The sequence below is a fragment of the Bacillus sp. TH17 genome (assembly GCF_016651125.1).
In the GTDB taxonomy this organism is placed as follows: Bacteria; Bacillota; Bacilli; order Bacillales; family Bacillaceae_G; genus Bacillus_A; species Bacillus_A mycoides.
Window position 1 is genome coordinate 3,497,204 of record NZ_JAEKEN010000001.1, and the last position, 17,307, is coordinate 3,514,510.

Genomic DNA, 17,307 nt, shown 5'->3' on the forward strand with positions numbered 1-17,307 from the left:
TTTTATAATGCTTCTATAAATAAAGCTACTCCAATACCGCCTCCAACGCATAGAGAGGCAATACCTTTCTCTAATCCACGTCTTTTTAATTCGTGAATTAAACTTACAGTAATACGAGCTCCTGTACAACCAATTGGATGTCCAAGTCCTACACCACTACCGTTTACATTCACTTTCTCACGGTCTAACCCTAACTCTTTCTCTACAGCTAAATATTGTGCAGCGAAAGCTTCATTAATTTCAAGTAAATCTGCATCTTCTAATGACCAATCTACTTTTTCTAATCCTTTACGAATTGCTGGTGCTGGTCCAATACCCATAATTTTCGGATTTACACCCGCTACTGAGTATCCAACAATTCGAGCTAACGGTTGTAAGCCCTTTTCTTTTGCTTTTTCTTCGCTCATTAATACTAGAACTGCACTTCCGTCATTAAGACCAGATGAATTCCCTGCAGTTACTGATCCGTCTTTACGGAAAGCTGGTTTTAATCCTGCTAATTTTTCCGCTGTAATATCTGCACGTGGATGTTCATCCTTCGCAAATACAACTTCTTTTCTACGTTCTTTTATTGTAATAGGAACAATTTGATCGTCAAAGTATCCAGACTCCATCGCTTGCAACGCTAATGTATGACTACGAAGCGCAACTTCATCTTGTTCCTCTCTTGTAATTTCATATTGTTCAACTAAATTTTCCGCTGTTTCACCCATCATAATATGGTGAATCGGATCTTCTAAAACTTCCCACACCGTATCACGAATTTCTCCGTGCTGTAGACGTTGTCCCCAGCGGTGTTGTTTTAATGCATAAGGGCTCGAGCTCATTGCTTCTACTCCACCTGCAACAACAATATCACTTACACCTAATTGGATTTGCATTGCAGCAGACATAATTGCTTGCATACCTGAAGAACATTGACGTTGAATTGTATAACCAGTAACTGTGTCAGGAAATCCTGCCGCTAATGCAGCTGTTCTTGCCGTATTTGCTTCATCAGTTCTTTGAATACAATGACCTAAAATTACTTCATCAACTTCATGTGGCTCTACTCCGCCTCTTTTTACAGCTTCCTGAAGTACAGGAACAGCTAATTCTACTGGTGTTATATTTTTTAGTGCTCCTCCGAAAGTTCCAATTGGTGAACGAACTGCAGCTGTAATGACAACATTATGCATTTTGTACTTGCCCCTCTCTTATGTACCCTAGTAAGTTTGTAGGTGAAATTCCATAAGTTGTATGTCTAAAATTATCATACTATAAACATACCAAAAAATCAAAATATTTAATATAATAAAAATAGAAGGAATTAACCTTCTATTCTGTCAATGCGTATAAGAATTTTTGTAATATCTTCTCTGTCGTTTCATTCAATTTTGGTAACTTATCTACTGGAAAATATTGAAGTTCTAACCCTTCATGATCGAGCTTTAATTCTCCGCTTACATGATGTGCCTGATACAGATGAATCACATTAAAAATTTCATCTCCATTTGGATAACGGAAATAAACTTCCTTTCCTGAAAGAACGCCAAGAAATTGCATAATTTTCGCGTTTAGTCCCGTCTCCTCGAATAATTCTCTACGAGCAGTTTCTTCTGTCGTTTCTCCCAGTTCCATTGCCCCACCAGGTACGCCCCAATCATATGTATCTGAACGATATTGAAGCAATACTTCTTGATTATCATTTAATATAATAATTGCTGATCCTACTAAAATAAGTGGTCTTGTACCAACTACTTTGCGTAACTCTTCAATATACCCCAATATGTAAACTCCCCTTTCCTCACCCTTCCTTATCATAACAAAATTCTCTTTCTTTTGTTGCTGTAATTTTCAATAAAAAAGGAAGCTTCCGCTTCCTTTTTTTACCGTTATTTCTTAAAGCTTTCGTATTTTACAACTTCAAAAGCTTCTTCAATTTCCTCATTATGATAATGGACATATGTAAAACGCCCTAATTCTACTAACCTAGCTATTTCTTGCAATGCTTTATGCTGATCATATGTTTCTTCAATTGTAATACGTACATAAAACTTCATTAATGGATGTTCATATAAAGGTTCTCCCACCTCTACATATACATCTTCAACCCCTTGTACAACTCTTACATAGCTCGCAAATTGATACAGAGCTTCTCTGTCTGAAACGATTTTTAATGTATACATATATTCTCCCCCTTTTCTTTACTATATCAAAAAGCAGACCATACTACGTTATAGAACTATGAAATTTTTTCGACTTATAGTCTATATATTCGTGTAATAAACAAGGCGTTTATCCATACATAGGACCTTTCCCCCACATATATTATAGAAAGAATTTTTTCATTTGAGGTGTTCCTTATGAATTCATACGTTAATATATGTGTTTGCATTACTCCAGGCGCCGATATTTCTGACGACCGTATTGCAAAAGATTTAGCAGTTGCAGAATCAATTTGGCATCCCATTACATTTCAAATTAAAGAAGTAATTGTACTAAACGAACTTTTCCGTTTTTCTAATCGGGAAATTAGTTATAAAAACTCCATTCAAAGTCAGGAAAAATTATCATCCTTTTTTCAAACTTGTGTTAACGAAGCTCCTGAATGTGACCTTTATATTTGTTATATTGGCAGTGATTATTTCAAAGAAACCGCAGTAATCGCTTGCGCTTACTCTTTAGCGAAACAACAGCAACTTACTGGTTACATCGTTTTAACAAACTCAGCTGCTCCAATGAAAAATATATACACCCTCGCTCACGAAATTGGTCATATTTTATTTACAAGACGAATTCATGGAAAACTTACGCACGCAGATCCCCACTCTCCAACCGGTTCTGAACATCACCATTCACCATCGAACCTTATGTACCCTATAGTCCCTAGCCCTAATAACGTTCACATCAATTCATTATTAACAAATGAACAAAAAGCGCTCTCTTTACAAAGCTCTTTATTACAAAGAAAAAAACAGTAACGATCTTGTTACTGTTTAAAATAATCTATTCAAATCAACAAACCAAATTTCGGCTGCAAAGAATGCAAATATCCAACTAAACGTAAATGTAATTCCTCTAAAAATCCCTATATAATATTTCTTTGGAAATAATTTTTGCATATCCAGAGCAGCCCTTTTCCTATTAAGCCGAAGAACAAAACATATCCTGATGTGTCATCTAATAAAGTATTAAAATATTCATCATGTATTCTTTTTGCGAAAGCGGTATAGTTGACCTTAGAAAACTACTACTCCATATACATAACTATTCCTCTTTTTTATTCGTATACTTCTCTTTTTTCTAATTTCGTATGAATTTTTAGAAGCATATAAATAACAATGAAAAGAATTACTTGTTGTACATACATTCCAATAATGTTTGATAAATCTATCGTTACAAATACAAATTCTAATGCAATTGGAACTAGTAAATAAGACAAAGTAAACCAACCACCAACTTTAATATTTACAATAGTTGCAAAAATAACTACTACGCCAACAAGAGTGAAGCTTTCTGTTGCAGTAAATTTAATAAATGTTGTACCATAAAATTCATTTAATAATGCAATACTAAAAATTGATAAAAACCATATTGCACCAGTTATATACATAATTAAAAATTCAGTTCTTTTACGTTTAAAGACCGCTGTTCTCATCCCCCATATTAATACACTAATCCCTACAAAAATCATAATTGGATATCCAATTAATTCAATTAAAGAATAAGACAAGCGATGGTCGGCTTCACTAAAGAATACACTCTTCATCATCGTGAATGCTAATAAATTTATAATAAAGTAAAGCAATAAGTTATAATTCCCTGTTTTATCTACTTCCATCTCTTTCGCAAGTTGATTAGCATATTCCTTTGGATCATGACCGAATATATCATTTACACTCTTCCCTCTTTTTTCTCCTTCTACTAAATGAACTTCCGCATCTTCTATAAAAGAAATAATATCCGCTTCTCTAATGCCCCTCGTTCGTAAATACCCTTGGGTATCATCTGAAAATTTTTGTGCTTCATTCGATAACACTTTTATCCCTCCCTTATTTAACCGTTTCTCTTCTATTCGTCTTCATCATAATTTCAAGGAAAATTAAAATAAACAAACTTCCGTATAAACATATAATTTGAAATAACATTGGCACGAGATCTTCTGATGTAAATGTTTTAAACACTAACATAATAGAAAGCGGAATGATTAAATATAAGTTTTTAAACCATCCTTCAAAATACATATTTATCGCTACTGTGATAATAAAAATCCCACCACCTAATATATAACTTTGCACTTGAGTGAATGTAACCATCTTTGTAGGATATAACACATCCAATATCGTAACCGCTCCTAATAAAAACATTGGCGCTATCATGACTAAAAACCACATTGAAAACCATGTTTTTGTAAAGCTTGTTACAAAGGTCATTTTACGAAGTAGAAAATTAGGACCCATTACAGCTACAATCAATGTAAAACTATAGCCAATACATTGAATAAGCGAAATCTGTAAAATCCCATTATTAACTATTAAAATAGAAGCAATAATCCAAAACGAAACGATATTCATAACCGTAAACCCAATTTGCTTCCACGTTTCCTGTCTATCTCTTTCCATCACTTTTACAAGTTCATTGGCATATTCTTTCGGTGAACTTCCGAAAATTTCTTCTACACTTTTTCCGTCACTCTCACCTTCTATTAAATGCAACTCTGCATCTTCTAAAAACCTTTCAATATCGCTTTCTTTCACACTCTTTGCTGTCAAAAATAATCTCATATCTAATAAAAAATTTCGCGCTTCACTTGATAGCATTATTTTCTTCTTCCCTTCCCTTCAAGTAGACGTTCTACACTACTTTGCATCGCTTCCCAGCGACCCATAAATTCATCTAGTTCATCTTCTCCCTTTTCTGTTAACGTATAATACTTCCGTTTCGGGCCAGATGGAGATTCCTTCATTACACTTGTGATTAATCCTTCCTTTTGCATTCGTATTAATAACGGATAAATACTTCCCTCACTCGCCATTGTAAAACCATACTTTGCTAGCTTTTCACTCATTTCGTAACCGTATATTTCACCTTCAGAAATAATAGCAAGTAAGCATCCTTCTAAAATCCCTTTCAGCATTTGACTTGTCGACATAATTGAAATCCTCCTGCTATCTTGTTTTACAAGATAGATAAGCGTAAGTATCTTGCTTTACAAAATAGTATAGCAAACACTACTTTGCAAAACAAGATAGCTAGCAATATTTTTCCAAATGTTTGCAGGGATTTTATTATCGCCTCTCTAAATAGAGCAATAAGAGAACTTTTATTATGAAGGAGTGTTTTTCATCATGGTTACAAATCGAGTTGTCTTTTTAACAGGTGCTGCAAGTGGTATTGGTTATGAAATGGGAAACACATTTGCAAAAGAAGGTGCAAAAGTTGTCATTAGTGATCGTCTTGAAGAACGTGCGAAAGAAGCTGCTAAACAATTACAAAAAGAAGGCTATCAAGCTATCGGTTTAAAATGTGACGTTACAGCTGAAGAAGAAATTGCAGTAGCAATTTCTCAAACCGTTAGTCATTTCGGTTCATTAGATGTATTAATTAACAACGCAGGAATGCAACATGTTTCACCGATTGAAGATTTTCCAACTGATAAATTCGAGCTTCTTATTAAAATTATGCAAATCGCTCCATTTATCGCCATCAAACATGCTTTTCCTATTATGAAAAAACAAAAATACGGCCGTATTATTAACGTCGCTTCTATTAACGGCCTTGTCGGATTCGCTGGAAAAGCTGCCTACAATAGCGCAAAACATGGCGTAATTGGATTAACAAAAGTTGCCGCTTTAGAAGGTGCTACCCATGGTATTACTGTAAATGCCCTTTGTCCTGGTTATGTCGATACCCCTCTTGTACGTAATCAACTAGAGGATTTAGCTACTACACGAAATGTACCACTTGAAAATGTTTTAGAAGATGTTATTTATCCACTTGTACCACAAAAGCGCTTATTACAAGTACAAGAAATTGCAGATTATGCTATGTTTTTAGCGAGTGAAAAAGCAAAAGGCATAACTGGTCAAGCTGTTGTTATCGATGGTGGATATACTGCTCAATAAAAAATAAAGTTTGCTCACGAAGAGCAAACTTTATTTTACTTTCTATCGCGAGGATCTTCCTACTTTAGTAATTGTTTAGGGAGTTTCTCAATTGCAACAATCACTCCGTCTAATTTACTTTCAATGCGATGTAGTAAATATAGCGTTACAACAATCGGAAATCCCACATTACCTATCATCCTGATCCACTCTTCCATCTTTCTCTCCTCCCTTCATTACATAAATAAGAGGAAAAGAGAATCTTAGGCATAAAAAAACAAGCTATTTGTGATTAGCCTGTTTTTTCAAATAATAATGTAATTTTTTGCTTATAATCTCCACGTAAAATACCTTTCTCAGTAATAATCCCCGTAATTAATTCATGCGGTGTTACATCAAATGCAGGGTTAAATACAGGCGTTCCAAGTGGCGCCACTTGTTTCCCAAAAATTTTCGTAACTTCTGTTTCATCTCTTTCTTCAATGACAATTTCAGCACCTGTTTGTTTCGTAGTATCAAATGTAGATAACGGTGCTGCAACGTAAAATGGGATACCGAAATACTTTGCTAATATAGCTAAATTTAATGTTCCTATTTTATTAGCAGTATCACCGTTTTCAACGATTCGATCTGCCCCTACGATAATCGCATTAATTTCTTTCGTTCGAATTGCATGTGCTGCAGTATTATCCGTAATAAGCGTTACATCAATGTCTGCTTGTTTCAATTCCCATGTCGTTAAACGACCACCTTGTAAAACCGGCCTCGTTTCACACGCATACGCATGTAAACGCACACCCTTCTCTTTCCCAATATAAAATGGGGCTAATGCTGTTCCATATCTAGCAGTTGCAATACTTCCAGCGTTACAAATTGTTAAAATTTTATCACCGCCTTTAAAACATGTTAAAGCATGTTCTCCAATACTTCGGCACACCATTTCATCCTCTTGCTGAATATGAAGCGCTTCTTCTTCTAATATTTTTTGAGCTTCTTTTATTGTAGTAATCTCTCGAATAGATTCTCTCATACGATCGATTGCCCAAAATAAATTGACTGCTGTCGGACGTGATGTTCCTAAATAGTTACAATCTCTATTAAACTTCTTCTGAAACTCATAGATATTTATAGCATCGTATTTCTTCGCCGCAAGCGCCAAACCAAACGCAGCTACAATTCCAATTGCAGGCGCTCCTCGTACTTCTAACATAATGATACTTTTCCATACCTCTTCAATATTCGTTAATGTTTTGTATTCAGTGACATGCGGCAACTTTGTTTGATTTAATACTGCAATTGCATCGCCTTTCCAACTTACAGATCTCGGAATAGTAATAATTGTACTCATGCTTTTACGCCTCCAACTGTCTGTTGAAATAATGTTCGAAACAGTTGAATATCAGCACACTTGGCTTCATATTTTATTAGTTCTCTACCTAAGGATAACGCTTGTTTTTTAGCTTGAATTCTATTTTCTTTATTTGCTATCCCATCTAAATCCGCTACATGAGCTAAACCAATTGTTCTACGAATCAGTTCACATCCGGCAAATCCGACGGCATCAGTAAAGATATTTTGCAAAATAATTGGTAACCATTGTTTTTCTTTCGTATATGCTTCTACACCTTCTCCAATCCATAACTTCGTAAAGTTTTCTACAAAATAACTCCATGTCTTTTCTATATGGAAAAATAGTACACTTCTCTTTTCTTCTTCTCTAGATAAAGCATTTAATAATAGATTTGCAATAAATTGACCGATATCAAATCCAAATGGACCGTACGTTGCAAATTCTGGATCAATCACTTTCGTTTCAGAAGGTGATGAAAAAATACTACCAGTATGTAAATCACCATGAATAAGCGCTTCTTTTCTCGTTAAAAACTTATATTTATATTGTGCTACTTTTAGTTTTAAAGTTTTGTCACTCCAAAGTTCATCAATCACTGACTGTAAATCTGACTCATAATCATTCGTATCATAATGTCCAAATGGATCCGTAAAAACTAAATCTTCTGTAATTTTACTAAGGTCTGGATTTACAAATGTACCTTCTAATACCCTTTTCTCTTCTGACTGTAAACCGAAATCTGAAGTATAAAACAAAACATGTGCTAGAAAACGACCGATATGCTGGGATAAAAGTGGATATCCTTCTCCATCTATTAATCCTTTTCTTGTAATTGTTAGTCTTGATAAGTCTTCTATTACTGTAACTGCTAACTCTTCATCATGACTGTACACTACTGGAACATAATCTGGCACATACTTCGCAAAAATTTGTAATGCTTTACTTTCAATCGTCGCTCTTTTTATAGACAGTGGCCAGCTCTCACCAACTACTTTCGCATATGGCAGTGCTTGTTTTATTATAATAGACTTCTCTCCATCATCTAATTTGAACACGTAATTTAAATTTCCATCTCCAATTTCATGACAAACTACATTTGCTTTCTTTTCAAAATAACCGTGTTCTTTCGCATATTGTATAGCTGTTGTTTCAGTTAATGAATAATATCCCATCGTCTTCTCCTCCTTTTCATTCAGAGGTTTTTCTAAAATAGAAAAACCCCTTTCCACAAAGAAAGAGGTTTGAAGTTTATCTTCTCCCCTCTTATCTGCCAGAAAGTTTACTTTCTGCTGGAATTAGCACCGTGCCTTTTGGCGTCATAAACGCCCCATTTCACAATGGTATTACGGTCGGTTGCTGGGCTTCATCGGGCCAAATCCCTCCACCTGCTCTTGATAAGAGTTTTATAATTTTTAGAATTTTTAACTTTATGATGAAGACTATACCAAGAATAAAAATCACTTGTCAACATTTTATTTGTATAATTCTGGACGACGATCTGCAAAAACTGGAATTCCTTTACGTACCTCTTTAATTTTCTCGAATTTAAGTTCTCCAAATAAAATTGATTCCTCTTCATTTGCCTCTACCACAACTTCACCCCAAGGATCCACAATTAGAGAATGACCTGCAAACTCATTATTCGGATCCTTTCCTGCTCTATTGCACGCAACAACATAACACTGATTTTCAACTGCTCTCGCCTGTAAAAGCAAACGCCAATGTGCTAAACGTACTAATGGCCATTCTGCTACAACAAATAAAACTTTTGCACCTTTAGCAGTATGAACGCGCATCCACTCTGGAAAACGAATATCATAACAAATTGTACCAGCACACTCTACATCATCTAACTTAAATTCACCTGTCTCATTACCAGCAACTAAATATTTATGTTCATCCATCAGCTGAAATAAATGTACTTTACTATATTCATTGACTAGATTCCCTTCATTGTTTACAACATACATTGTATTTGTAACCCCTTGCTCTGTTTGCTTTGCTATGGAACCACCAACAATATGTACACCATATTGCTTCGACCATTCTTTCAACTTTTCTTTCGTTTCTAATCCATCCGTATCTGCAATTTCAGAAAGTCTCGTTAAATCATATCCTGTTGTCCATAGTTCTGGTAAGACGATAACATCTGGTCTTTCTTTCATCGCTTCACTTATTTTTTTTTTAGCGTTCTCAATATTTTTTTCTACATCTCCAAAGACAATATCCATTTGAATACATGCGACTTTCATTTTTTCAGCCCCATTCTCATTTTTTTCTTTACAAAATACTGGAAAGATTATATCATTTGTCACTAGAATTGTAACAACTTTCAAAAGAGGTGGAAAGTATGAAATTATTTCAACCTTCTGAGATAGTAACATCATTGCCAACACAATTTTTCGCTTCACTTGTTGCAAAAGTTAACAAAGTCGTTGCAGCTGGTCACGATGTTATTAATCTAGGTCAAGGTAATCCAGATCAACCAACACCGCAGCATATCGTTAAAGCTTTACAAGATGCTGCTGAAAAGACCATTCATCATAAATATCCGCCATTTCGCGGACACGAAAGCTTAAAAGAAGCCGTGGCAACATTCTATCAACGTGAATATGATGTAGTAGTAAATCCAAAAACTGAAGTTGCTATTTTGTTTGGCGGAAAGGCTGGATTAGTAGAATTACCAGTTTGTTTTACAAACCCTGGTGATACTATTCTCGTTCCAGATCCAGGCTATCCAGATTATTTATCAGGAGTTGCTTTAGCAAAAGCACAATTTGAAACAATGCCGCTTATTGCAGAAAATAATTTTTTACCGGATTATACAAAAATTAATGACTCTGTTGCGGAGCGAGCAAAGTTAATGTTTTTAAACTATCCAAATAACCCTACCGGTGCTACTGCATCAAAAGATTTTTTTGATGCAACCATTCATTTTGCTAATAAACATAATATATTAGTTGTTCACGATTTTGCTTACGGTGCTATCGGATTCGATGGTCAAAAGCCTGTTAGTTTCTTGCAAGCAGACGGCGCTAAAGATACAGGTATTGAGATTTACACTTTATCGAAAACTTTCAATATGGCTGGATGGCGTATTGCTTTTGCAGTAGGAAATGAAAGTGTCATCGAAACTATTAACCTATTGCAAGATCATATGTATGTTAGTATTTTTGGTGCAGTTCAAGATGCTGCCCGCGAAGCACTATTAGGCTCGCAGTCTTGTGTGGTAGATCTTGTTAATAGTTATGAATCTCGGAGAAATGCTCTTATTTCAGCTTGTCACTCAATTGGTTGGAAAGTAAACATTCCAACAGGATCATTCTTTGCATGGCTTCCTGTTCCAAAAGGATATACATCTGAGCAATTTTCTGACATTTTACTAGAAAAAGCACACGTTGCAGTTGCTCCTGGTGTTGGATTTGGTGAGCACGGCGAAGGGTATGTCCGTGTTGGTCTCTTGCATACGGAAGATAGATTACGAGAAGCAATTAATCGAATTGATAAATTAAATTTTTTCAAAAAGTCATTGACAACATAAAAAATATCTGACAAAATTCAGTTATCTTAAAAATTTAAACATTTCTAAATACTTCTTATCAAGAGCAGGTGGAGGGACGAGCCCGACGAAACCCGGCAACCGATCTACAATTGTAGACACGGTGCTAATTCTCGCAGCATTATGCTGACAGATAAGGAGCTGGTTGTAAAAAAACCTCTCCTTAGCTGAGAGGTTTTTTTATTTAACTAGGAGGGTATAACAATGAGCGGAATTATAGCGACATATTTAATCCACGATGATTCTCACAACTTAGAAAAGAAAGCAGAACAAATTGCAATCGGTTTAACAATTGGTTCATGGACTCATTTACCACACTTATTACAAGAACAATTAAAACAACATAAAGGCAATGTCATTCATATTGAAGCGTTAGACGAACAAGAACATATTAACTCTTACCTTGGCAAAAAAGTATCACGTGGACTCATTAAAATTCATTATCCATCGCTGAACTTTAGCCCTGACTTACCAGCCATTTTGACAACAACATTTGGAAAACTTTCGTTAGATGGAGAAATTAAACTAATTGATTTAACATTCTCAGACGAATTAAAGAAACAGTTCCCTGGACCAAAATTTGGAATTGAAGGCATCCGAAACCTTTTACAAGTTCAAGATCGACCTCTTCTAATGAGTATTTTCAAAGGGATGATAGGACGGAATATTGGATATTTAAAAACTCAACTACGCGATCAGGCAATTGGAGGCGTAGATATTGTAAAAGATGATGAAATTTTATTCGAAAACTCATTAACACCACTTATAAAAAGAATTGAATCTGGTAAAGAAGTTTTACAATCTGTATACGAAACTTACGGGCATAAAACTTTATACGCAGTAAATTTAACAGGTCGAACTTATGATTTAAAAGAAAACGCGAAACGTGCGGTGGTAGCTGGAGCAGACATTCTTTTATTTAATGTATTTTCTTATGGATTAGATGTACTGCAAGCACTTGTAGAAGACGATGAAATTCCAATTCCTATTATGGCACACCCTGCTGTAAGTGGCGCATATTCATCATCGAAACTATACGGTTTCTCTTCTCCATTACTACTTGGAAAATTACTACGTTACGCTGGTGCTGATTTCTCTTTATTCCCATCACCATACGGCAACGTTGCATTAGAAAAAGAGGAAGCTCTTCTCATTACAGAAGCATTAACTGAGGAAGACCACTATTTCAAGAAAAGTTTTTCTGTTCCATCTGCTGGAATTCATCCTGGTTTCGTTCCCTTTATTTTACGAGATTTTGGTAAGGATGTTGTTATTAATGCCGGCGGCGGGATTCATGGGCATCCAAATGGAGCTCAAGGTGGTGGCAAAGCTTTCCGTGCTGCAATTGAAGCTACTTTACAAGGTAAACCACTCCATGAAGTGGATGAAATAAATTTGCATAGCGCACTACAAATATGGGGAAATCCTTCTCATGAGGTGAAATTATGAGTATTCAAGTATTTTGTGATTTCGATGGTACGATTACAAATAACGATAATATCATGTCCATTATGGAAAAATTCGCACCACCAGAAGCAGAGGAAATAAAGCAAAAAATTTTATCGCAAGAACTTTCTATTCAAGAAGGTGTTTCTCAATTATTTCGATTAATACCTATTAATCTACACGATGATATTATTCAGTTTTTACAAGAAACTGCTGAAATCCGTACAGGTTTTCATGAATTCATACAATTCATTAATGAAAATAACATTTCCTTTTACGTTATATCAGGTGGAATGGATTTCTTCGTCTATCCACTCTTACAAGAAATAATCCCTAAAGAACAAATTTATTGTAATGCAACTGACTTTTCAGGAGAATTTGTTGAAGTGAAATGGCCGCACCCTTGTGACGAGCAATGTCAGCATAGTTGTGGTCTCTGTAAATCATCATTAATTCGTAAACTAAGCTCTAAAGATGATTTTCATATTGTGATTGGAGATTCTATTACTGATTTACAAGCAACAAAACAAGCAGATAAAGTATTCGCCCGTGACTTCCTTATTACAAAGTGTGAAGAAAATCGTATTGCTTATACACCGTTTGAAACATTTCACGATGTTCTAGCTGAACTAAAACATTTGTTGGAGGTGAAATTATGAAACAACTTTTTCGTCAATGGTATGACTTAAGTGAAATTAAAAAAGAATTAACAACTCGGAATTGGTTTCCAGCAACGAGTGGAAATATTTCTATAAAAGTCAGTCATGATCCCCTTACTTTTCTTATTACAGCAAGTGGCAAAGATAAAACCAAAACCACTCCAGATGATTTTTTATTAGTAAATCATCAAGGAGTTCCCGTTTTAGAAACTGAGTTACGCCCTTCGGCAGAAACAATATTGCATACACATATTTATAACAATACGAACGCCGGGTGCGTACTTCATGTTCATACAACTGATAACAATGTCATCACAAATTTGTATAGTGATGCAGTCACCCTTCAAAATCAAGAGATTATTAAAGCTCTTGATATTTGGGAAGAAGGTGCAACGATTAACATTCCTATTATCGAAAATGATGCTCATATCCCGACGCTTGGAGAGAAATTCCGAAAGCATATACAAGGAGATTCAGGAGCAGTATTAATTCGAAACCATGGCATTACCGTATGGGGCCGTGATAGCTTTGATGCAAAAAAAGATTAGAAGCTTATGAGTTTTTATTCCAATTTCATATAAAATTATTATCAATTCAAGGAGGCGTTTCTAATGGCGCAAATTCGTATTCATGAGGAAAATACTCGTATTGAAAATGAAGTAGCAGTATCAAACTTTCTACAAGGAGAAGATGTTTTATATGAGAAATGGAATATTTCTAAACTTCCTACTCATTTAAAAGAAAATTACTCCTTAACAGATGAAAACAAAGCTGAAATATTAACGTTGTTTTCAAAAGAAATTGCTGATGTTTCAGAGCGCAGAGGTTATAAAGCATATGATGTGATTTCACTTTCAAATAGCACACCTAACCTTGACGAGTTATTAATTAATTTCCAAAAAGAACACCATCATACTGACGATGAAGTTCGCTTTATTGTCAGCGGTCATGGCATCTTCGCTATTGAAGGAAAAGATGGTCGATTCTTTGACGTTGAACTCGAGCCTGGTGATCTTATATCTGTGCCTGAAAATGCAAGACACTATTTCACCTTACAAGATGATCGCCAAGTTGTAGCTATTCGTATTTTTGTTACAACAGAAGGTTGGGTTCCAATTTATTAAGGTAGCTAGTTGAATAAAAGAACTTGGAACCCCTTTTCCAACCTTTTATTCACTCTACATATATACATCCTCCTATGGACCAGGCTTATTTCATAACATTGAAGTAAGCCTGATTTTTTATTTACTGAAATGATTTTTCCCTTTCGTTTGTTTAAATCAAATATCTCGAATCACAATTCCACTTTATCAAGTATATTTCGGAATTTTTTTTGAACATTTATTGAACTTTTTTTGAAATTTTTCTGAAAATTCTGTTTTACGTATGATATACTACAACTAATAAGAAGGAAAAGAATATTGCAAACAGAGGGGGATAATCATGAGTTTACTTATCGCACTTATACTAGGAGTTACATGCGGAGCTATTCCTGTCATTTTAGGAGCTATTATGGAAGAATTAGAAGTTGGTGTTTTAGGTTTTGTCGCATCATGTGTAAGCGCTTTATTTTTCGGTTTATATGGTGCTATTCCTGTTTCTATTCTGTGCGCATTTTATATACTACGCCATGCTCGCGCGAAACAGCTCGGCCCTAATCACATTGCCCAAGTTATTCCATTCCCAATTGAACGATGCCGCCGCGCTTCCAGCCTATAAAGTGAAACTTTAATCAGTGGGAGTTTTACTGCCCACAAATAGCGGGATAAATTATCCAACTTAAATATTATGCCTGCCTAAATAAATAAAAAGTCCTCAAATGAGGACTTTTTATTTATTTTCTTCTAGAAATTGAAACAATTCTTGCAAATGAAGTGCATCTTCACTGTAGCTAACGGATACATGACATGTCCCTTCAATCTCAGCATGCATATAAAGGACAATTCCATCTCGATCATATTTCAATGCCAAATAAAACTCCATTTCCTCTAACATCTTTTTCGAGCTTCGGATAACATAATGCCCTTTCTCATCTCTTCCATATTCAAAATCTGGTCCAAAATCGTATTTTTGTTTAAAAGCTTCTTTTTGCTTATCATTAATCTGTACACAAGTTGCTCGCTGCACAGCATCAATCATCTCGTCAAACTTTTGGAGATCCATTCCATTTACCCCCTTATATACTTTTTGTATAATACTTGTGTTCCGCTATTCTCTTTTCCATCTGCGATTAGCTCTTCATACAATTCCTTCGCTAGGGTTAAACCCGGTACTGGTAATTGTAATTTTTCAGCTTCATCTAAAGCAATCTTCATATCTTTCATAAAATGCTTTACATAAAAGCCAGGTTCAAAATCTCCTTTTAACATTCGAGGAGCTAAATTACTTAATGACCAGCTACCTGCTGCTCCTGTCGAAATACTCTCTAATACTTTATCTGCATTAAGTCCAGCCTTTTTCGCATATGCTACCGCTTCACATACTCCTATCATGTTAGAAGCAATTGCTATTTGATTGCACATTTTTGTATGTTGTCCACTCCCAGCAGGGCCTTGCAACTGAATATTTGTTCCTAGTTTTTCAAATAGAGGTAAGCAAATATCATATATTCTGTTCTCTCCACCGACCATAATTGCTAGTCTTGCTTCTTTAGCCCCAATGTCCCCGCCAGATACTGGTGCATCTAATGTATATATATTCTTGCTTTTCGCAACTTCATTAATACGTTTTGCCAATGTTGGTGTAGATGTTGTAAAGTCAATTGCTATCGTACCTTCATTTGCATGTTCTAAAATTCCATCAATCCCAAAGTACACTTCTTCTACATCATGAGGATAACCAACCATCGTCATAACAACATCAACTTGCTTTACTAACGCTTTCGGTGTATCACACCAAGTCGCACCCTCTTGCACTAAAGAAGCTGCCTTCGCTTTCGTTCTATTATATACATATACTTTATGACCGCCTTGCATTAAATGATGTACCATACTTTTTCCCATTACACCAATACCAATGAAACCTATTGATAAATTTTTATTTTCCATCTTCTCATCCCCTTTGTTCTAATAAATCATTTACCATCTTTCGGAACTCTTTATTAAAATCATCATCCATACTATTTTTCACATTTGAAAATAAAATAACAAAAGTTCCTTTTTCTTTATTAAAATTATTGAAAGTGTTCCAACCAGATAGTACACCATGGTTATGGAAATAATCTGGATATATGTAAAAACTAAATGCATATTTTCTTTCTTGTGAAGGTGTAAACATCGCTTGTATACTTTGTTCAGAAAGAAGCTTTCCATTTATAATCGCTTCATCTAATTTTTTCATATCCCCTACTGTCGTATACATCTCACCCGATCCATATAACCAGTCCATTCCTAATTTTTGTGCTAGTACAAGCTCTTGATATTTCTTCACATACCCCTTCGTGAAGTTTTTATCTCCAGGCACCATATTTCCCATACCTGATTCATGCATCTCGGCCTTTGTAAATATATTTTCTTTTACATAGTCTCCTAAAGGCTTTTTCGTTATATTTTCTATAATATAAGCGAGCACCATATAATTATAATCCGTATACTTCCAACCTGTTCCTGGTGGAAACTCTAATTTTTGACTTCCAATCCAAGTTACTAAATTTATACGTGAAGCTACATTAACCTTCCCTTCCCCATTTTCCGGTAAACCAGATGTATGCGTTAATAAGTGATATAACGTGATGTGTTTATCTGCTGGAAATGAAGGAATGTATTTATTTACATTATCTTGGATATTTAACTTCCCTTGTTCTTGTAACTGTAGAATGGATGTAGCAACAACTGTTTTCGTAATAGAACCGATACGATATTTTGTTTGAGGCGTATTTTCTATTTTATTTTGAACATCAGCATATCCATATCCTTTATTCAATATAACATGCTCTTTATCTGTCACCAAAACTGTCCCATTAAATTGCTTTCCTACTAAATACTGATTTAACTTTTGAGATATACTAGCATAATCAATTTTTTGTACTTCTTCTATATTATCCTGTACCTCTGACTCAATAGCAGGAGTTACCTTTGTTGTTAATACTGCTTGTTCCTTTGAATCGGGACTATAGAGAAAATAGTATACTCCGCCGCAAACTACAGCAGACAGTGAAGCCATAACCATTATTTTTTTTATCATATTGTTCCTCCGTAATTACTTCAT

At 35.0% G+C, this 17,307-nt stretch carries 20 protein-coding genes, 2 pseudogenes and 2 riboswitches; of the genes and pseudogenes, 8 read left to right on the forward strand and 14 right to left on the reverse strand.

Going from position 1 to position 17,307, the window contains the following annotated elements; genetic code table 11:
• Positions 1-2: 2 nt before the first annotated feature.
• The 3 genes from JFT95_RS17725 to JFT95_RS17735 form a co-directional block, all read right to left on the reverse strand.
• Complete coding sequence (locus JFT95_RS17725) at positions 3-1,178, reverse strand: acetyl-CoA C-acetyltransferase (RefSeq protein WP_201052904.1); 1,176 nt, start codon at positions 1,176-1,178, stop codon at positions 3-5.
• 139 nt (positions 1,179-1,317) lie between these two features.
• Positions 1,318-1,767 (reverse strand): NUDIX hydrolase, encoded by a 450-nt coding sequence (locus tag JFT95_RS17730; RefSeq protein ID WP_012261633.1) that lies wholly within the window; start codon positions 1,765-1,767, stop codon positions 1,318-1,320.
• 107 nt (positions 1,768-1,874) lie between these two features.
• Positions 1,875-2,168 (reverse strand): DUF3928 family protein, encoded by a 294-nt coding sequence (locus tag JFT95_RS17735; RefSeq protein ID WP_201052905.1) that lies wholly within the window; start codon positions 2,166-2,168, stop codon positions 1,875-1,877.
• 177 nt (positions 2,169-2,345) lie between these two features.
• Here JFT95_RS17735 and JFT95_RS17740 point away from each other — a divergent pair, with 177 nt between their 5' ends.
• Complete coding sequence (locus JFT95_RS17740) at positions 2,346-2,963, forward strand: ImmA/IrrE family metallo-endopeptidase (protein ID WP_088040074.1); 618 nt, start codon at positions 2,346-2,348, stop codon at positions 2,961-2,963.
• A gap of 15 nt (positions 2,964-2,978) precedes the next feature.
• Here the strand turns inward: JFT95_RS17740 and JFT95_RS17745 are convergent.
• From JFT95_RS17745 to JFT95_RS17760, 4 genes and pseudogenes are all read right to left on the reverse strand, one after another.
• Positions 2,979-3,193, reverse strand: a pseudogene (locus tag JFT95_RS17745) (DNA-binding protein).
• A gap of 69 nt (positions 3,194-3,262) precedes the next feature.
• Positions 3,263-4,021 (reverse strand): DUF1129 domain-containing protein, encoded by a 759-nt coding sequence (locus JFT95_RS17750; protein ID WP_201052907.1) that lies wholly within the window; start codon positions 4,019-4,021, stop codon positions 3,263-3,265.
• Positions 4,022-4,034: 13 nt separating this feature from the next.
• Complete coding sequence (locus tag JFT95_RS17755; RefSeq protein ID WP_088040075.1) at positions 4,035-4,802, reverse strand: DUF1129 domain-containing protein; 768 nt, start codon at positions 4,800-4,802, stop codon at positions 4,035-4,037.
• Positions 4,802-5,134, reverse strand: a complete 333-nt coding sequence (locus JFT95_RS17760; RefSeq protein WP_088040076.1) for a PadR family transcriptional regulator — start codon at positions 5,132-5,134, stop codon at positions 4,802-4,804. The genes JFT95_RS17755 and JFT95_RS17760 overlap by 1 nt, the downstream gene beginning before the upstream one ends.
• A 196-nt stretch (positions 5,135-5,330) precedes the next feature.
• On the opposite strand from JFT95_RS17760, the gene JFT95_RS17765 reads away from it, so the two are divergent.
• Positions 5,331-6,107 (forward strand): 3-hydroxybutyrate dehydrogenase, encoded by a 777-nt coding sequence (locus JFT95_RS17765; RefSeq protein ID WP_201052909.1) that lies wholly within the window; start codon positions 5,331-5,333, stop codon positions 6,105-6,107.
• Positions 6,108-6,166: 59 nt separating this feature from the next.
• On the opposite strand, the gene JFT95_RS17770 is transcribed toward JFT95_RS17765, so the two are convergent.
• The 4 genes from JFT95_RS17770 to JFT95_RS17785 form a co-directional block, all read right to left on the reverse strand.
• Positions 6,167-6,304: a YvrJ family protein gene (locus tag JFT95_RS17770; RefSeq protein WP_000393342.1), complete on the reverse strand. Its 138-nt coding sequence runs from the start codon at positions 6,302-6,304 to the stop codon at positions 6,167-6,169.
• A gap of 74 nt (positions 6,305-6,378) precedes the next feature.
• Positions 6,379-7,434, reverse strand: coding sequence for an S-methyl-5-thioribose-1-phosphate isomerase (mtnA, locus tag JFT95_RS17775; protein ID WP_201052911.1), 1,056 nt, complete (start codon positions 7,432-7,434; stop codon positions 6,379-6,381).
• Positions 7,431-8,609, reverse strand: a complete 1,179-nt coding sequence (mtnK, locus tag JFT95_RS17780; RefSeq protein ID WP_002190558.1) for an S-methyl-5-thioribose kinase — start codon at positions 8,607-8,609, stop codon at positions 7,431-7,433. The genes mtnA and mtnK overlap by 4 nt, the downstream gene beginning before the upstream one ends.
• Positions 8,610-8,697: 88 nt before the next feature.
• Positions 8,698-8,838: riboswitch (SAM riboswitch) on the reverse strand.
• 71 nt (positions 8,839-8,909) lie between these two features.
• Positions 8,910-9,773, reverse strand: a complete 864-nt coding sequence (locus JFT95_RS17785; RefSeq protein ID WP_002131202.1) for a carbon-nitrogen family hydrolase — start codon at positions 9,771-9,773, stop codon at positions 8,910-8,912.
• Positions 9,774-9,787: 14 nt separating this feature from the next.
• Between JFT95_RS17785 and JFT95_RS17790 the strand changes: the two genes are divergently transcribed.
• The 6 genes and pseudogenes from JFT95_RS17790 (at position 9,788) to JFT95_RS17815 (ending at position 14,820) form a co-directional block, all read left to right on the forward strand.
• Entirely contained in the window at positions 9,788-10,978 is a 1,191-nt protein-coding gene (locus JFT95_RS17790; protein ID WP_201052912.1) for a pyridoxal phosphate-dependent aminotransferase, read from the forward strand.
• A 52-nt stretch (positions 10,979-11,030) separates the two neighbouring features.
• Positions 11,031-11,136: riboswitch (SAM riboswitch) on the forward strand.
• Between the two features lie 64 nt (positions 11,137-11,200).
• The gene (gene mtnW / locus JFT95_RS17795) at positions 11,201-12,445 is read left to right on the forward strand and encodes a 2,3-diketo-5-methylthiopentyl-1-phosphate enolase (protein WP_002167727.1); all 1,245 of its coding nucleotides are present in this window, start codon (positions 11,201-11,203) and stop codon (positions 12,443-12,445) included.
• Positions 12,442-13,101, forward strand: a complete 660-nt coding sequence (locus tag JFT95_RS17800; RefSeq protein WP_002128925.1) for a 2-hydroxy-3-keto-5-methylthiopentenyl-1-phosphate phosphatase — start codon at positions 12,442-12,444, stop codon at positions 13,099-13,101. Before mtnW ends, JFT95_RS17800 begins: the two co-directional genes overlap by 4 nt.
• Positions 13,098-13,735, forward strand: a pseudogene (locus JFT95_RS17805) (methylthioribulose 1-phosphate dehydratase). The gene JFT95_RS17800 and the pseudogene JFT95_RS17805 overlap by 4 nt, the downstream one beginning before the upstream one ends.
• Positions 13,713-14,225 (forward strand): 1,2-dihydroxy-3-keto-5-methylthiopentene dioxygenase, encoded by a 513-nt coding sequence (locus JFT95_RS17810; protein WP_002128927.1) that lies wholly within the window; start codon positions 13,713-13,715, stop codon positions 14,223-14,225. Before JFT95_RS17805 ends, JFT95_RS17810 begins: the two are co-directional and overlap by 23 nt.
• Before the next feature lie 319 nt (positions 14,226-14,544).
• Entirely contained in the window at positions 14,545-14,820 is a 276-nt protein-coding gene (locus JFT95_RS17815; RefSeq protein ID WP_002014891.1) for a hypothetical protein, read from the forward strand.
• Between the two features lie 111 nt (positions 14,821-14,931).
• Here JFT95_RS17815 and JFT95_RS17820 read toward each other — a convergent pair whose 3' ends face one another.
• From JFT95_RS17820 to JFT95_RS17830, 3 genes are read right to left on the reverse strand one after another with little or no spacing between them, the layout of a single operon-like run.
• On the reverse strand, positions 14,932-15,264 hold the full coding sequence (locus tag JFT95_RS17820; RefSeq protein WP_002014892.1) for a DUF3909 family protein: 333 nt from the start codon (positions 15,262-15,264) through the stop codon (positions 14,932-14,934).
• Between the two features lie 5 nt (positions 15,265-15,269).
• Positions 15,270-16,148, reverse strand: a complete 879-nt coding sequence (locus tag JFT95_RS17825; RefSeq protein WP_002128930.1) for an NAD(P)-dependent oxidoreductase — start codon at positions 16,146-16,148, stop codon at positions 15,270-15,272.
• A gap of 4 nt (positions 16,149-16,152) precedes the next feature.
• A complete protein-coding gene (locus tag JFT95_RS17830; RefSeq protein WP_201052913.1) occupies positions 16,153-17,283 on the reverse strand; it encodes a serine hydrolase domain-containing protein in 1,131 nt (376 codons plus the stop codon).
• Positions 17,284-17,307 lie beyond the last annotated feature (24 nt).

What these genes read in the sequence shown, in the direction of transcription:
- JFT95_RS17760 (WP_088040076.1), bottom strand. Translation starts at nt 5,134, where the DNA reads ATGTCGACAAGTCAAATGCTGAAAGGGATTTTAGAAGGATGCTTACTT.
- JFT95_RS17755 (WP_088040075.1), bottom strand. Translation starts at nt 4,802, where the DNA reads ATGCTATCAAGTGAAGCGCGAAATTTTTTATTAGATATGAGATTATTT.
- mtnK (WP_002190558.1), bottom strand. Translation starts at nt 8,609, where the DNA reads ATGGGATATTATTCATTAACTGAAACAACAGCTATACAATATGCGAAA.
- JFT95_RS17815 (WP_002014891.1), top strand. Translation starts at nt 14,545, where the DNA reads ATGAGTTTACTTATCGCACTTATACTAGGAGTTACATGCGGAGCTATT.
- JFT95_RS17825 (WP_002128930.1), bottom strand. Translation starts at nt 16,148, where the DNA reads ATGGAAAATAAAAATTTATCAATAGGTTTCATTGGTATTGGTGTAATG.
- mtnW (WP_002167727.1), top strand. Translation starts at nt 11,201, where the DNA reads ATGAGCGGAATTATAGCGACATATTTAATCCACGATGATTCTCACAAC.
- JFT95_RS17735 (WP_201052905.1), bottom strand. Translation starts at nt 2,168, where the DNA reads ATGTATACATTAAAAATCGTTTCAGACAGAGAAGCTCTGTATCAATTT.
- mtnA (WP_201052911.1), bottom strand. Translation starts at nt 7,434, where the DNA reads ATGAGTACAATTATTACTATTCCGAGATCTGTAAGTTGGAAAGGCGAT.
- JFT95_RS17740 (WP_088040074.1), top strand. Translation starts at nt 2,346, where the DNA reads ATGAATTCATACGTTAATATATGTGTTTGCATTACTCCAGGCGCCGAT.
- JFT95_RS17830 (WP_201052913.1), bottom strand. Translation starts at nt 17,283, where the DNA reads ATGATAAAAAAAATAATGGTTATGGCTTCACTGTCTGCTGTAGTTTGC.
- JFT95_RS17820 (WP_002014892.1), bottom strand. Translation starts at nt 15,264, where the DNA reads ATGGATCTCCAAAAGTTTGACGAGATGATTGATGCTGTGCAGCGAGCA.
- JFT95_RS17810 (WP_002128927.1), top strand. Translation starts at nt 13,713, where the DNA reads ATGGCGCAAATTCGTATTCATGAGGAAAATACTCGTATTGAAAATGAA.
- JFT95_RS17790 (WP_201052912.1), top strand. Translation starts at nt 9,788, where the DNA reads ATGAAATTATTTCAACCTTCTGAGATAGTAACATCATTGCCAACACAA.
- JFT95_RS17800 (WP_002128925.1), top strand. Translation starts at nt 12,442, where the DNA reads ATGAGTATTCAAGTATTTTGTGATTTCGATGGTACGATTACAAATAAC.
- JFT95_RS17725 (WP_201052904.1), bottom strand. Translation starts at nt 1,178, where the DNA reads ATGCATAATGTTGTCATTACAGCTGCAGTTCGTTCACCAATTGGAACT.
- JFT95_RS17765 (WP_201052909.1), top strand. Translation starts at nt 5,331, where the DNA reads ATGGTTACAAATCGAGTTGTCTTTTTAACAGGTGCTGCAAGTGGTATT.
- JFT95_RS17770 (WP_000393342.1), bottom strand. Translation starts at nt 6,304, where the DNA reads ATGGAAGAGTGGATCAGGATGATAGGTAATGTGGGATTTCCGATTGTT.